Annotated in this window: 11 protein-coding genes and 1 pseudogene; 10 read left to right on the top strand and 2 right to left on the bottom strand. The window is 43.4% G+C overall.

What is annotated here, in order from left to right:
- The first annotated feature begins 9 nt into the window (after positions 1-9).
- The 7 genes and pseudogenes from murA to A8709_RS19450 all read left to right on the top strand — a co-directional run bounded on the left by murA (position 10) and on the right by A8709_RS19450 (position 9,856).
- Positions 10-1,302, top strand: coding sequence for a UDP-N-acetylglucosamine 1-carboxyvinyltransferase (gene murA / locus A8709_RS19420; protein ID WP_065854210.1), 1,293 nt, complete (start codon positions 10-12; stop codon positions 1,300-1,302).
- Positions 1,303-1,458: 156 nt separating this feature from the next.
- On the top strand, positions 1,459-2,310 hold the full coding sequence (locus tag A8709_RS19425; RefSeq protein ID WP_208607709.1) for a DUF4846 domain-containing protein: 852 nt from the start codon (positions 1,459-1,461) through the stop codon (positions 2,308-2,310).
- Positions 2,311-2,380: 70 nt separating this feature from the next.
- Entirely contained in the window at positions 2,381-2,824 is a 444-nt protein-coding gene (locus A8709_RS19430; RefSeq protein WP_065854212.1) for a cell wall hydrolase, read from the top strand.
- Between the two features lie 324 nt (positions 2,825-3,148).
- Entirely contained in the window at positions 3,149-5,005 is a 1,857-nt protein-coding gene (lepB, locus tag A8709_RS35200; protein ID WP_167357128.1) for a signal peptidase I, read from the top strand.
- A 238-nt stretch (positions 5,006-5,243) separates the two neighbouring features.
- Positions 5,244-5,506 (top strand): annotated as a pseudogene (locus A8709_RS19440) (GNAT family N-acetyltransferase); the annotation flags it as partial.
- Positions 5,507-5,901: 395 nt separating this feature from the next.
- The gene (locus A8709_RS19445) at positions 5,902-8,937 is read left to right on the top strand and encodes an S-layer homology domain-containing protein (protein WP_065854216.1); all 3,036 of its coding nucleotides are present in this window, start codon (positions 5,902-5,904) and stop codon (positions 8,935-8,937) included.
- Between the two features lie 418 nt (positions 8,938-9,355).
- A complete protein-coding gene (locus A8709_RS19450; RefSeq protein WP_065854218.1) occupies positions 9,356-9,856 on the top strand; it encodes a YcxB family protein in 501 nt (166 codons plus the stop codon).
- A 625-nt stretch (positions 9,857-10,481) separates the two neighbouring features.
- On the opposite strand, the gene gpmA is transcribed toward A8709_RS19450, so the two are convergent.
- Together gpmA and A8709_RS19460 are read right to left on the bottom strand one after the other, a co-directional pair.
- A complete protein-coding gene (gene gpmA, locus A8709_RS19455) occupies positions 10,482-11,255 on the bottom strand; it encodes a 2,3-diphosphoglycerate-dependent phosphoglycerate mutase (RefSeq protein WP_065854220.1) in 774 nt (257 codons plus the stop codon).
- Positions 11,256-11,530: 275 nt separating this feature from the next.
- A complete protein-coding gene (locus A8709_RS19460; RefSeq protein WP_065854222.1) occupies positions 11,531-12,148 on the bottom strand; it encodes a TVP38/TMEM64 family protein in 618 nt (205 codons plus the stop codon).
- Between the two features lie 241 nt (positions 12,149-12,389).
- Between A8709_RS19460 and A8709_RS19465 the strand changes: the two genes are divergently transcribed.
- From A8709_RS19465 to A8709_RS19475, 3 genes are all read left to right on the top strand, one after another.
- A complete protein-coding gene (locus tag A8709_RS19465; RefSeq protein WP_065854225.1) occupies positions 12,390-13,223 on the top strand; it encodes a methyltransferase domain-containing protein in 834 nt (277 codons plus the stop codon).
- Between the two features lie 90 nt (positions 13,224-13,313).
- Positions 13,314-13,772 (top strand): hypothetical protein, encoded by a 459-nt coding sequence (locus A8709_RS19470; protein ID WP_065854226.1) that lies wholly within the window; start codon positions 13,314-13,316, stop codon positions 13,770-13,772.
- A 196-nt stretch (positions 13,773-13,968) separates the two neighbouring features.
- Positions 13,969-15,066, top strand: a complete 1,098-nt coding sequence (locus tag A8709_RS19475; protein WP_065854228.1) for an FAD-dependent monooxygenase — start codon at positions 13,969-13,971, stop codon at positions 15,064-15,066.
- Positions 15,067-15,333 lie beyond the last annotated feature (267 nt).

Raw genomic sequence — 15,333 nt, forward strand, 5'->3', positions numbered from 1 at the left:
AATAACCTAATGAAATATATTCAGGCGGAGTATTCAGGACCGCTCAACGGAAAAGTACATATACCTGGAGCCAAGAATAGTTCTCTTGCTCTGTTAGTTGCCGCTAGTCTGGCGGACGATCTCGTAACGTTGGAAGGCATTCCGCGGATAGATGATGTTAACATCATTGCGGGTATAAGCCGTGATATCGGGATGGAGCTGAAACAAGAAGGTGGACAAGTCGTCATCGACCCACGCAGGATTCACAGCGCAGTAATTGACCCTGGCAAGGCTTCGAGCTACCGGGCCTCTTATTATTTTGCAGGTGCTCTTCTGTCCAAATTTGGCCGAGTCACGATCGGATTCCCAGGTGGAGACGATTTCGTTTCAAGACCGATCGATCAGCATATCAAGGTGTTTCAAGCCTTAGGAGCTCAGGTTCACATCTTTAGCGACTATTATGTCGTCGAGGCAGCCGAGCTGAAGGGAGCAGATATTTATTTCGACACCATTACCTCCGGTGCGACGATTAATGCGATGCTGGCGGCTGTGCGGGCAAAAGGGCGGACACAACTGTTCAACGCGGCTGTGGACCCGGAAGTGGTTGATACGGCAGTCTTCTTGAATCGGCTTGGCGCGAGGATTTATGGAGCGGGAACTGACCGTATTCGCATTGAAGGCGTCTCTTATTTAAATGGGGGAACGCACAGCGTGATTCCGGACAGGTTGATCGCAGGAGCATTTCTAATGGCTGCGGGGATCAACGGGGGGCAAGTTACGGTCCAAGATGTCATACCTGAGCATCTGGGTGCCTGCCTTGCCAAGCTTGAAGAGATTGGGGTTCAGGTGGAGTGCGGAGAGAGCCACATTACGGCTTATGGAACGGGTTCGCTTAAAGCAACGCGGATTCGTACAGGCATGTATCCGGGCTTTGCCACCGATTTACAACAACCGATGACAGCACTTCTGTTGCAGGCCAAAGGGAAAAGCATCATTACCGACCGCGTCTATCCGAAGCGATTCGCACATGTGCCTCAGCTGCGACGGCTTGGTGCAGAGATTGAGCTGCGGCAGGAAAGCGCATTTATTCGCGGTGGAATGCCGCTGCAGGGCGGTTGGGTGCATGCTTCAGATGTGCGTGCCGGCACCTGCCTGCTGCTAGCTGGGTTAGCAGCAGAGGGTAGGACGAGTATCACAGGTGTTGAGCACATTGAGCGAGGATATGAGGATGTCATCGGCAGCTTTCAATCCATTGGAGCGAGGATCACAATGTGCGAGATGGATGCGCAGGAATTGCCTGGCCAGATCCAACTGAAAGGGTAAAAGATAGAGCACAATTCCGTTGAGGAGGTGTGCTCTTTTTATGCTGCTAATGTTTCAATAATTTGGTATTTTATGTATGATAAGGGTGTGTAAAGAGATCAAATGATCGGAGTGCTGCAATTGTTGAAGAAAAAGGGTCTTCTTTTATGCATATCCATGGCAATTATACTTGTTTCCTGTCAAGGAAATCCTGATCAAGGATCGGAGGGCGGCGATTCTCTTGTGTCTGCTGTAAAACCGTTGAAAGCCGATCTGATTCAACCTAAAGGGACAAATGTGGCAGAACGCATTGCTGTGCCCAAAGGATTCGAACGGATACCTGTTGAGAATGGATCGTATGAAGCATATTTACGTCAGATTCCGCTTAAGCCTCATGGCTCCAAGGTTCATTTATTTAACGGTGAGTTAAAGGCAAAAGAGGTTTACGAAGCGGTATTGGATGTGGATGTGGGGGAACGGGATCTCCAGCAATGTGCCGATTCGGTGATGAGACTGCGCGCGGAATATTTATACGGTAAGGGATGGTACGACAAGATTCATTTTAACTTTACCAATGGGTTCAAAGCTGATTACGCTACATGGGCGAAAGGAAATCGGATTGAGGTTACAGGAAATAAGGTTTCCTGGGTGAAACGCGGAGCCAGCTCCAATAGCTATGAGGGCTTTCGCAGTTATCTGAACATGGTGTTCGCTTATGCGGGCACTTTATCCTTGGCAAAAGAAATGGAGCATATAACGCTATCGGAAATGCGACCGGGTGATATTTTCCTCGAAGGGGGATCACCAGGACATGCGATTGTAGTCATGGATATGGCTTATAATCCGAAAAATGGCGAGAAGCTCTTTCTCCTGGCTCAGGGATATACGCCTGCACAAGAGATGCACATTCTGGAGAACCCTGCGAATGGTAAGGGAAACCCCTGGTACAATATCTCCTTTGGTGATAAATTGCAAACACCGGAGTGGAAATTTACGAACGAGCAGTTGTTTCGATTCTATACGCTGTAGCATTTTGCTAAAGTAACACATCCGCTTCACCTACAATATGATGGGTATAGAAATCTAAAGAGGTGAGCCAATGGCAGTCGTAAAAGCCAGGAAACAGGATGTTGATATGTTGGCAAGGTTGCTTCGAGCTGAAGCAGAGACCGAAGGCGAAAAAGGCATGCTCCTTGTCGGAAATGTTGGTATTAACCGAATAAGAGCGAATTGCTCCGATTTTAAAGGAATCCGGACAATTCCCCAGATGATCAACCAGCCGCATGCGTTCGAAGCATTGCAACATGGTCTGTACTATCAAAACGCAAGAGAGAGAGAACGCCGTCTGGCCCAACGGGCTGTGAATGGAGAGCGGGATTGGCCAGGCAGATTCTCCTTATGGTACTTCCGTCCAGGAACATTCGATAATCCCGGACCATGTCCGCCAACTTGGTATAATCAGCCACTTGCAGGAAGATGGAAGAAGCACTGTTTTTATGAACCGACCGCGAAAGAATGTGAAAGTGTATATGGTACTTTTTAGTTTAACTAACGTAAAGATTTCAGGATCTCTTAACTAGATTAGTCACAGCCATGTGTCGGTTTATTAGAACTTTATCTGATTCAGTGCCGCGTATATCGCGGCTTTTTTTGGTTTAGTGGAACGAAGAGTGAACTACGCAGAACGAAATATGAAAGCGGAAAAGGGATGATGATTCATGTATCTAGTAGATTAGGTGAACCTTATCACTATCAAAATAGTGGTACCTCGGATCATTATTTTACTAGCGTGAACTGACGATTTGATTATATATGTGGTAAAATCTTGAAGAAAAGAAAACTACAAAATGATAGAGGTGTTATGTTGATGAGACATTTCAAGACAGTTGTCCTCCTGTGTTTGCTCCAGTTTTGCTTGGCACCTGCCGTTCATGCGGATGAACCTGTTCGGGTATTTGTCAATGAATATCAGGTAATCTATGATCAACTGCCTATAGTCGAGGAAGGAAATACACTCGTTCAGTTCCGGCCTTCCTTCGAAGCACTTGGCTTTGGCGTAGAGTGGAAACAGATGAGCTCAACCGTAATAGGAACCGCTCCGAATTTGAAGGTACAGCTGCAGGTGGGCAGCCGTAAAGCATATATCAATGGCGTGGAGAAAGAGCTACCTATTGCTCCTCGCATAGTAAATGGCTCGACGTTCGTACCCATCCGGTTTCTGGGAGAAGCATCGGGGGGAGATGTTACATGGGACTCCGCTACGAATCATGTCGACATCGTGACGGATAAGAGCTATTACGTTTACCGCGAGGTGATCGCGAATAACCTCGATAAGGTAAGATATTGGCTCGAACACGGAGGCGGCCCGAATTTTGCCAATAGAAATGACGGGATTTCCTCACTGGGGATGGCGTCATATCACAACAATATCAAGATGGTAAAGCTTTTACTGGATTACGGAGCAATCCCAGATATGATCAATCCAGTTTACTCTTTTGCTCCGGATGATATGGATATGGCCATATACGGGAAAAAGCCAGAACTGGTGAAGCTACTCGTTCAATATGGAGCCGATCCGAATAAGAAAAACCGAGGTCAGTCATTAATCGAACAGGTCAAGCAGCAGTTAGACAAAGAAAAGTTAGAGGATGACTCGGCTCTAAACGCGATTCTAGACATTCTCGAATCCAAGGATCTGCCGAAAATAAATCGTTACGAGCACTTTATCATGCCGGATAATTCTATGAATCCGACCATCTTGAACGGGGAACGGACATGGGTGGACAAGCAATTTGACCAGCTTCATTCGGTTTCGAGGAATGACCTGGTCGTGTTCGAAGGACCGGACGGCAAATTATCAATGAAAAGGGTGATCGGGCTTCCCGGAGAAACGGTTCAGATAGATCAGGAGGATGTGTATGTGAACGGAGAACTTTTAACATCCAATGTGCTACCGGGGAATAAGGTCGATCAGGCGGAGATGACACTGAGCAATGATCAAGTGTTTGTAGTTGGCGACAATTACAATGTCAGCATCGACAGCCGGTCGTCCTCCGTCGGCCCCGTCACATTGAAGCAGATTAAAGGGAAAATAATCCATGTCGAGCATAATTATATCCCGAGCGAGGTAGAGCATCCGCCTCAAGGAACGAATCAGGCGAATACGGTCCCAACCCTGTCGGTGGCCAATACCTATAAGAGCCCGCCTGCCATGACCATCGACACTTCGAAAACGTATCAAGCTCAAGTACATACGAACAAAGGGGACTTCACGATCGAAATGTTTGCCAATACGGCACCGAAGACTGTGAACAACTTTGTTTTTCTGTCGAAGCAAGGGTTTTATAACGATGTTATATTCCACAGGATTATCAAGTCATTTATGATCCAGGGGGGCGATCCAACAGGCACGGGAAGAGGGGGACCGGGCTATACCTTCGAAGATGAACTAAAAACTTCTTACACTTACGAGCCAGGAATTGTCGCGATGGCGAATGCCGGGCCGAATACGAATGGCAGTCAGTTTTTCATTTGCACGGGAGAGGACAGCCTGACACTGGCGCAATTCCCGAACTACACCATATTCGGCAAAGTGACGGAAGGGATGGATACTTTACTGGCGATTGCTGATGTTCCAGTAGAGCAACAGGACAACTATAATGAAAAAAGCAAGCCAATAGAAAAAGTGGTCATTCAAGGCATCGACATCGTAGAATCAGAATAGCGGAAGAGTAAGGAAGTCGGGGCGGCAAAATGCTGCTTCGTATTTTTTATTTCTACCAGTAGGACATCTTCTAAAAAGAAGATGCTGGAGAGAAAAAGGAATTAGGGTATTTCCTCTGAAAAAATTGGAAAACACTCTGAGGCCAACTTTAGCTGCTGAATGCCAATATTCGTTTTTATTAAAGTGCAGTAGTTGAATTCCATTTATGAACTTGCTTCGATCGATGGGTTGCTAGTCGGGAATGGGTAGGGTAATAGTGGACGGAAGAATCTATTTTTACATTCAAGATATAGCAGTCTTATCTGAGCATCAAAACAAAGGAATAGGCAAATTAATAAGGGGAACAATCAAAGAATACTTAAAGGAAAGTGCTCCTGAAAAATCATTTATTGGTCTATTTGCATCGCAAGGTAAAGAATCTTTCTATAATAAATACGGTTTTAAAAGCATGAAGGAATTACAGGAATGTTCGGAGTAATTCAAGATAACGATGTTAAGTAAAGGTTATGGTTGTTACGTTAAAAAGGAAACTATAACGGAGGAGGCTGCCTCACAGCAACTCCTCTTTTTTGTTCATTCAAGTAATGGGTAGCTATCTTCAATAAATTGTGTAGGAGCTGTCACGGAAAGGAATACCTTCATTTAGATCACAGAAAAGTTCATATTTTTCCTCAGTTCATAGATCTATAGAAATGCTCTATTATTTCGACAGTATACGTCTAAAATGCTTATGGAAAAAAATCCCTGAAAACGATATAGTTGAGGATGTTATTCAATATCATAGAAGGGAGTTTATACATTTATCTGAGATGGAGAAAAGGGGATTAGCATAAAAGGCACAATCAGTTCTCTTTCTGGGACTACTAATATCAAAAAACTAGGGGAGATTACCGTCTATGCGTGTGCAAATAGGAAAACAAATGTTACGTATCTTATTGTCCATGGTCCTCGTAATATCGGCATTTCCGATGCTAGCTAGTGTTTTAGCTGCTACGGCTATGCCGAGCATCATCTCTCAACCGGTGGGAACGACAGTGAACCAATATGGCATCAGCCCAACTTTAAGCGTAACAGCCAGTGTAAGTGATAGTGGAATTCTGAGTTACCAATGGTACAGAAATACTACGAGCAGCAATAGCGACGGCACAGCGATTAGCGGCGCAACAAGCGCAACGTATGCTACACCAACTGGGGCGGTTGGCACTACGTACTACTACGTTGTAGTAACGAATACGAACAGTAGCACAACGGGCAGCCAAACGGCTACAGTGGCAAGTGATACGGCGGCGGTTATGGTAAACCCGACGCCAACGCCACCAACGCCACCAACGCCGGTTTTAGGCGCAGGAGGTAGTTCGGACATGTCAAATTGGAGGTCGGTGGGACTACCATTTCAGGATTATGTATATTCTCTGCTGAATGTCAATGGCACGCTGTATGCGAGAACGAATAGTGGCATTTGGTTGTGCAGTAATGGCACGTGGACATTGATCAATGGCTCACCGAGCAATGTGAGTGTCATGGAGAATATCAATGGCACGCTTTATGTAGGGGCGGTTAGCGGCATATGGTCGTACAGTAATGGCCTATGGACGTTAATGAATGGCTCGCCGAGCGATGTGAAGGACTTGGAGAATGTTAATGGCACGCTGTATGCAGGGACATGGTCATGGCTAGGGGACGGAAGCTATTACTTTTGGTCATACAACGGCACGTCGTGGACGCGGATGGGCACTAGCTCGCCAGGCAATGTGACTTCCTTACTGAGTAACAATGGTACGGTGTATGCGGGGACATATGACAAAGGTATATGGTTATTTAATGGAACGTCGTGGAAGCAGATGGGAAGTAACCCGCCGGGCAATGTGTATTCCATGAAAAATGTCAACAGCACGCTATACGCGGGGACAGATAACGGCATATGGTCGTACAACGGGACGTCTTGGACGCAGAAGGGTATTAATTCGCCCTCACCGGGTTTTGTGACTGCCATAGAGGATGTCAACGGCACGTTGTATGCGGCGACAGGGCTTGGCGTATGGTTGTATAGTAGCGGAACGAATGTCACCAACGGTACGTGGACATCGATAAGCCCCTCGCTGGTTAATCTGAATTCCTTGCTGAATGTCAATGGAACGCTGTATGCAGCGGCGGGAAATGTAGTAATGCAGTTGTTGTATCCTCCTAGCACACCGGCAAATCTGCAAGCCAGTAGCACGATCTACGATACAACTACGCTGACGCTGACTTGGGATTCCGTATCCGGAGCGACAGGATATAAAATCTACCAGAATGGGGGTAATACGGCGAGCTCCACCGTGTTTAGCACTACATATTCATTGAGTGTGCCCCCAAATACATTGTATACATTTACGGTTAGCGCATTCAATGAAGCTGGCGAATCAACACAAAGCGGTTCGATCCGAGTCTTGACTCTACCGATCCATCCGACATATACTCTGACAGACCTGAAGGCAACCAGTGGGGATGGACAAGTCACGTTAAGCTGGAGTCTCATACCAGAAACAGGATCAGTAACCTATAGTGTCTATAAGGGAACGACTTCTGGTTCATATGCCACAACTCCCGTCGCAACGATGACCGGCTCGACCCATAGCTATACGGCCTCCGGATTGACGAACGGCACAACGTACTATTTTGCGGTTAAAGTAAGAAATGCGGGAGAAAGCGGAGACTACTCCAATGAAGTGAGCTCTACACCAAAATCATCAAATACATCATTCAGTGGCGGTGGTTTCGGCGGTGGTGCAATTGTAAATCTCCCTGCACTTAATTCTGATGGTAAAATGACTTATGATGTTCAACCTGCCCATATTGATATGTTGCTCGATCTTAAGGATGATGCTAAGAAGGAACTCACTGTCGATGCAACAGCAAAGCAACAACTGGATATCACTTCGGTTAGTATACCTGCTGACATTCTCCAATTGGCTACTGAGTTGGGTAAGCCAGTTGTCATTAAATCTAATGATGTTTCAGTGAAAATTCCGACAAAAGCTATTACGATCAATAATGCTGCTGATACTGTTAAATTCCAAGTAGCAGCTGTAACAAATAGCGCTTCTGAAGGATTTAATACTGTATCTCCTGTTCTCGAATTTACTTTAGCTGAGAACAAAAATTTGATTACAACCTTCAAGAGTCCAATTGAAGCTACCTTTACTTATGATGTCAGCAAAGTGAAGGATGCTAGCAACCTTGCAGTTTATTGGTTCGATGAAGCAAATAATACTTGGGTTTCTATGGGCGGAACTGTAACTTCTGCAGGAACAATTGTTGTTTCATTACCACATTTTTCTAAATATGCAGTTATGGAAAAAACCGCAACGAAGACACCTGATCAAGCAGATACAACCTTTTCAGATGTTCAAGGACACTGGGCACAGAAAGAAATTCAACAACTAGTTAGCAAGCAAATTATTGATGGGATGGGTGATGGTTTATTCCAACCAGACAATAACATGACTAGAGCGCAGTTTGTAACGATTCTCAAGAAAGCCCTGAACTTGTCGCCTAAAGTAACCACTAAGTCGTTCACGGACGTAGCTGCCGATGCCTGGTACAAGGATTCTGTATACGCTGCTTATGCTGTAAATATCGTAAGCGGCACAGGCGATAGCACCTTCGCTCCGGAAGCTAATGTTACGCGTGAGGAGTTGGCGGTCATGATGGTCAAAACTTACCTGAACGCAACTGGTAAGAAACTTAGTGATTTTGCAGCTCAACCGGTCAATTATGCAGATGTAAGCAACATCAGTGACTGGGCTAAGTTATACGTAGCAGTTGCTACAACTCTCGGATTGCTGGATGGCGTGGACGACACTCATTTTGCTCCATCTCAAAACAGCACACGGGCAGAGGTGGCTACTGTAGTTATGCGAATGCTGAAACAAATCTATGTAAAGAAATAATCTTTAACAAAATATTATTTCTTTCAATCATTAGGAAGGGCTTGGTCTTTATACTTAAGGGAATTGAGCAATTATTGACTAAGCTAATGGAGAAACTAAACATTTAGACATCCTTTAAAATATATAATTTTGATCCTCGGCCGTTGCTGTGGGTCTTTTTTTTATTCAACTAATGGGCAGAGCAGAATGGACTATCCAAGGAGTTTGAAACAAATCCTAATTCATATTGAGAGAGCATAGAGATGGAACCAATTCCTCGCGCATATTTACTTTGTGGTAGACGCGGCGCTGAACTAAAGGGCAGCATTAGTAGAGAAAATATCACTTTGTGATATTCCATTATATGTTAATATATGAGTGTGCATTGTGATAAAAATTTTCCAGTAATGGATAACTATTTTAGAAGGGAATCATTCATATGGAGATTACAGTAAATATTACAAGATCAGATTACTGGAAATACAATAAGTATGCTTTATTCAATATACCTAAACTAAGAAACAGATTTATTATCACTAATATATCGTTACCGTTTATCGTAATTATTCTTTTGTTGTTATTCAAACTTCCTTTAGTCTTCTCTTTATGTTGGGGGGTCTTTGGAGGAGGTTTAGCATGTATATTCTCATATTTAAGTATGAAAAAAAGAGTGATGAGCATTCCAGAAAGTAAAGAAGGAATACTAGGAGAACGTAGAGTTGAAATAAACGAAATAGGAATACATCAATTAAGTTCAGTAAGCCAGAGTAGTTATAAATGGAGTGGAGTTAGAAGTATTAATCAAAATGATGAATATATATACATATTTGTTGACACAATTATGGCTTATATCATACCGAAGAGGTCGTTTGTAACTGAAAAAGAAAGCTTGGAGTTTTATCATCAAACTCAAATTTATTTTTCAAAGTGCACTCCGTAAACGATTAATGATGGGTACATAATCGGATTTGTGAGTAAATGTTTAAAGATCAAATGTTTTTAACATTACGATAGTTACATCCTAAACATCGAGGCTGCCACGAGCAGCCTATTGTGCTAACGGGAAGGTTACTTCCAATATGTGTTAAACATTATTAATGGGGGTTAAATTTTTGTTGAAAATTATTAGGATATTAGGTATTACCTTTAGTTTATTTGTAGTTGCAATTGGTATTTATTCCTTAGTAGCTGTGGTGGATTTACCAAGAAAATCGATTATATCATCATAGATGATGGTTGGTTTATGTTTTTTACTAATATTTAATGGGATATCCTCTTATTTCCCTCAGAAAAAAAGAGCTGGATTATTCATGAGTGGAGTCGGCGTAACAATATTAATAATAGTCTTAGTTAAATTCCCATTTTAATGGTGAGACAAGCCTCTTCCTCAGGAAGTAACTATATTTACATTATAGCTGATAACGGGCGGGATAGTTGAGATCATACGCACGGAACCGTTTTATAAGTTAGGGTAAGTTATATATCTTCCGCGCCTAAATTATTACAGCTGTCGATCGCGACGTGTTCAATGGAAACGATTAAGATCACTTCTCCGAATGCGCCTCTCACTCGGACGAAAGCGGTGACTGCCCGACATTAATAGTTAGGGGCATATGGGAAGGAATCGTTCCTTCCGGCATCTCGCCGTCAATGTCCAAGAAATAATGCCGGATCGGCGATAATTGCTCGTTCAATTCGTACACGAGCGGGATGCCGGTAGGTATGTTCAAATCGGCGATCCCGTCGGCAGGGACTCGATCCAGATGTTTCACCAACGCTCGTAACGTATTGCCGTGAGCCGCAATGAGAATGTGCTTGCCGGACGAGAGAGCAGGGCAGATTACTTCTTCCCAGTACTTTAACACTCTGCGCTCCGTATCATCGAGATTTTCCGTTAATGGAAATTCTCCTTCTTTTAAATTCCGGTAACGTGCCGCGGACGCTTCGTATCGGGCATCGTTTTGATCCAATGCAGGTGGGCGAACGTCGACGGACCTGCGCCACAAGTGAACTTGCTCTTCACCGTATTTCTCGGCTGTCTCGGCTTTGTTCAATCCTTGCAGAGCGCCGTAATGCCGCTCGTTCAGCATCCAGCTTTTGAATTCCGGAATCCAAGTCAAATCCATTTCTTGAAGAATAATCCACATCGTCCGTATCGCACGCTTTAGAACGGAGGTATGCGCTGCATCGAAGACGTAACCCTGCTTTCTCAGGATGATTCCGGCTTTTCTTGCTTCTTCTAGACCATTCGAAGACAAATCGACATCTGTCCAGCCCGTAAATCGGTTCTCGAGATTCCATTCACTCTGTCCATGGCGAATCATTACTACTTTGATCATGTGGAATTCTCCTTGTATAAGGATATGTTGGTTGCGCAACTTTATCATAATTGTCAGCTTTGGTGAAAGCAAATGACCCAAAAAAATGGTCAGTATTTTATCTTGCGTTTTTTATTGAACTTGGAGATATCTATTTTGCGATATAACGATTGGAACAATACGGAATTGATCATAAGATTATCATTAACCCATAAGGGTATTGAAAAAGTAGTATGCTCATTCATTAACTATAGGAATGTGTAATTTTTATCAGTAAATACCCGAATCGTAGCTGCTTAAAGCAATCGCTTCTTGAGCCAGACGCGGTATACGACGTAGACGCATGCCAAAAAAAGGATGTACACACCGACGGACAAAACGAGTTTACTTGTACCCGCAAACAGATTGCTGCCGATGAATGCAAACAGGAGCATAGCAGGGATTTTGCCCAATGCGGACGCAACGGCGAATGTAACGACCGAAATGGAAGTAATGGCAGGAATGACATTAACGACAGCCTGAGGGATAACCGGGATCAGTCGAGCCAATAAAATAGTCAGGAACGGATTTTTTTCAATCGCGGTTTGGAGCTTTTCTAGCTTCGCGTACTTGGACAAGTACGCACGGCCCTGCTTTTGAAACAAGTAGCGTGCGAGCAGAAAAACAATGACAGACGCTACGGAAGCAGCAGTCCAACTGATCAAAGCGCCCAGTAATGGACCGTACATAAATCCGAGCATGCCGATCACGATTTTGTAGGGGATGACCGGAACGAGAATAAACCCGAGCGCTGCTGCAAAAATAAGCAGAACGGGCGCATCCCCATACTGCATCCAATGCAAAATTTCATCTTTGAATACATAGACAATAAATATGAGCACGAGATACATGCCGATGGTGTACCATTTTTTCATTTGTTAGGGTGTCTCCTATGTCTGAGTTTTCAGGCCGTTTTGATCATACTTAGTGTAACACACAAATATTCTTCATTGGTGTACATTGCTGTTTAACGAGCTTGAGCGGAGATACACCTATATGCTTAGCCAGAATGGCATAGCTCAACTATAGGTTGAGTCTGATAAAAACTCAAATTTGAAGTTATTGTTGGTTCCATTTAATGTGTATAGAATTGGGATTAACAAGGAGCGTGAAGACATGAAAGAATATTTGGCAAGAAACATAAGTAGATACCGAAAGGAAAGAGGACTTACACAGGAAGAACTTGCTCTAAAACTGGGGATTAGTTTTCAAGCAGTTTCTAAATGGGAAAATGCTCAAACCATGCCTGAAATATTACTGTTACCCGAGTTGTCTAAAACACTGATGGTGAGCATTGATAAATTAATCGGATATGTTTCTAAGGATGAACCCATATCCATTTATGAGGAAGTATATAAAATAGAGGGATATTATTGGGGAAATGAGCCCAATGCAGCTTGTTATCAGCTTTTGCAGTTGATGCCACCTAAGCAACATCTAAAACTTTTAGATATCGGATGTGGAGAAGGGAAAGATGCCGTTTTTTTTGCAAGAAATGGATATGATGTTACGGCATTTGATATATCTGATGCAGGTATTGAAAAGACCAAAAGACTTGCAGATAAAATTGATGTGCATGTGAATGTATTTAAAGCAGATATTTTAGATTTTCGTTTGGATTCTAATTTCGACATCATTTATTCCAGTGGCGTTTTAAACTATATCAAACCCGAATACCGTAATGAGTTATTTAACAATTATAAGCAATTTACGAATTCAAATGGACTTCACTGCCTGAATGTGTTTGTAAATAAACCGTTTATTGGTCCTCCACCTGAAAAAGAGTCGAATTCTTATAAATGGCAGTCGGGTGAATTACTAGCCCATTATCATGATTGGTTAATCAAGGATACATCGGAAATTGTATTCGATTGTAATTCGTCTGGAATTCCTCACAAGCATGCGATGACTACAGTTACTGCACAAAAAATTACTTCGTTGGCGAAATAATAGGGAGGGCACCCTCGTGCAACAATATGAGCAAATCAGACGTTGTAATATGTAGACAGCAAAATTGAGATCTACATTGGAGTGTGTCTTATGAGACGAATCACAGTTCAGCTTTTATTGCTATTCACTTTGTGTCTAGCTCTGGTTGGTTGTGAAAGGAGTTCCCAGCAAACCGATGCTGTGGCAGGAGACAAACTCTACATCCCAGAAGGTTACACAAAACAACTTTCTTCATTGAAATTAACGGAAGTAGCGCCACTCCCCTATTTTTCTAAACCGTTCATTTGTGTGGCCAAAGACGCAGCCGGGCAACAATTTGCAGTTGTATTTCAGTCAGTCGAAAAGGTTGAAACCGTAAAACTTCCTATTACTTATGAAAATATACTAAAACGAATAGTATCCGAGGGATTCGAAATTAAAGTTGGAACACCTTCCGAGCAAAATTTACACATGTTTGAAATTAACAATAAATTATTTTGGAATTTCGCAGATGGGAAAGGGAACATATTTTTAACTCTCCAAGGTGAGGTTATAACCAGCCCATTTTAAGGCACCCATCCTAACGGATAACATTAGTTCAAAGAAACAGGGAGCAGACCGCCGCGGTCTGCTCCCTGTTTCTTTGAACTGGCAGAGCGACTAATAACAAGCCTGGCTCAGCACGAGCTGTTTATATTCAGTCTATAAAGCTATTTTATTCTAGATAATGTCATTAGAAATATTATCGATCACGGGAGGAACGAATATGGAAAAAAATGTTCTAGTTAGCGGGGCGAGTTTTGCCGGCCTCTCAACAGCCTACTGGATGAAGAAGTTAGGCTTCAACGTGACTGTTGTTGAAATCGCAAAAGGTCTCAAAAAAGGCGGCACGCCTGTAAATATCCGTGAAAACACCGTCGATATCGTGAAACGTATGGGGCTGCTCGACCAAATCAAGTCGAACAAGATAAACATGGAATCGACAGAATTCAAAAATTCAGATGATGTCACTGAAAAAGCGGAATTACGTGAGGACCTCGCAGAAGATGAATATGAAATCGAGCGAGATGTGTTGCTAAATATGATGTTCGAGGCTGTCGAAGATGATGTCGAGTTTATTTTTGGCGATAGTATCGTGTCCTTGAAGGAAGAAAGTAACGGCGTCTACGTAACTTTCAAAGGGGGCCAAAAGCGCTCTTTTGACCTGGTTTTTGGCTGTGATGGTATTCATTCAGTCGTTAGAAAATTGTGCTTCGGCGAGGAAGCTGAGTTTTCGCATTTTCTTAAAACTTACTTCTCGATCACGATCGTGAATAACTTGTTGATCCGCGAGAATACGACACAGATGTACAATGAGCCGGGCAAGGCAATCATGCTGAACGCTTATAATAATAAGACCGATATCGTCCTCTGTTTTTCTTCGGATCAGGAAATCCCTTATGACTATCGAAACGAAGAGCAACAGCGGAAAATCATTCTGGATCAGTTTTCTGGACTAGGCTGGCGAACGCCGGAATTGCTGGAAGAAGTGAAGAACTCGAAAACTTTTTACTTTGATAAACTGTGCCAAATGAAAATGCCGTCATGGACAAAAGGCAGGGTAGCGCTAGTCGGTGATGCTGGATTCTGCGCCTCTCCGGCTGCTGGCATGGGTGGATCACTGGCGATAGATGGGGCAGCCGCCTTGGCGGATGCTTTTGAAAAGTGTCAGGGCAATTTCGAACTTGCATTCCAAGCATACAATAAGAATTTCCGTCCCTTCATCGAGGAAGTACAAGCAACCGCGGAAATGATGGTAGATTTTCTTGTCCCACGAACTGAAGAAGCCATTCGCGAAAGAAATGCGCAAGCACCATCCGCGTAGAACATGCCTAGGGAGCGACAACAAGCAGGAATACAAAGAGTTTAGCCATTAGGATAAATAATTATTTATTATGCAAAAGGTATTAACGGGTAAGATAATGAAAAACAATGGGTAGTCTGCCGCGGCAGCTGTTCATTGTTTTTTCTGTTACTCTACAGCAAGTTTATCTTATGGTTCTGAGCTGAGAAAGACCCTGCAGGATTGTGCACGAAATGTCGGGAAGGGAATTACCTTCTCTGCTATTCTTTGAGTAACGAGGGGAGGCGA

Origin of the sequence: Paenibacillus pectinilyticus, assembly GCF_001700435.1 — a bacterium.
Taxonomy (GTDB): domain Bacteria; phylum Bacillota; class Bacilli; order Paenibacillales; family NBRC-103111; genus Paenibacillus_E; species Paenibacillus_E pectinilyticus.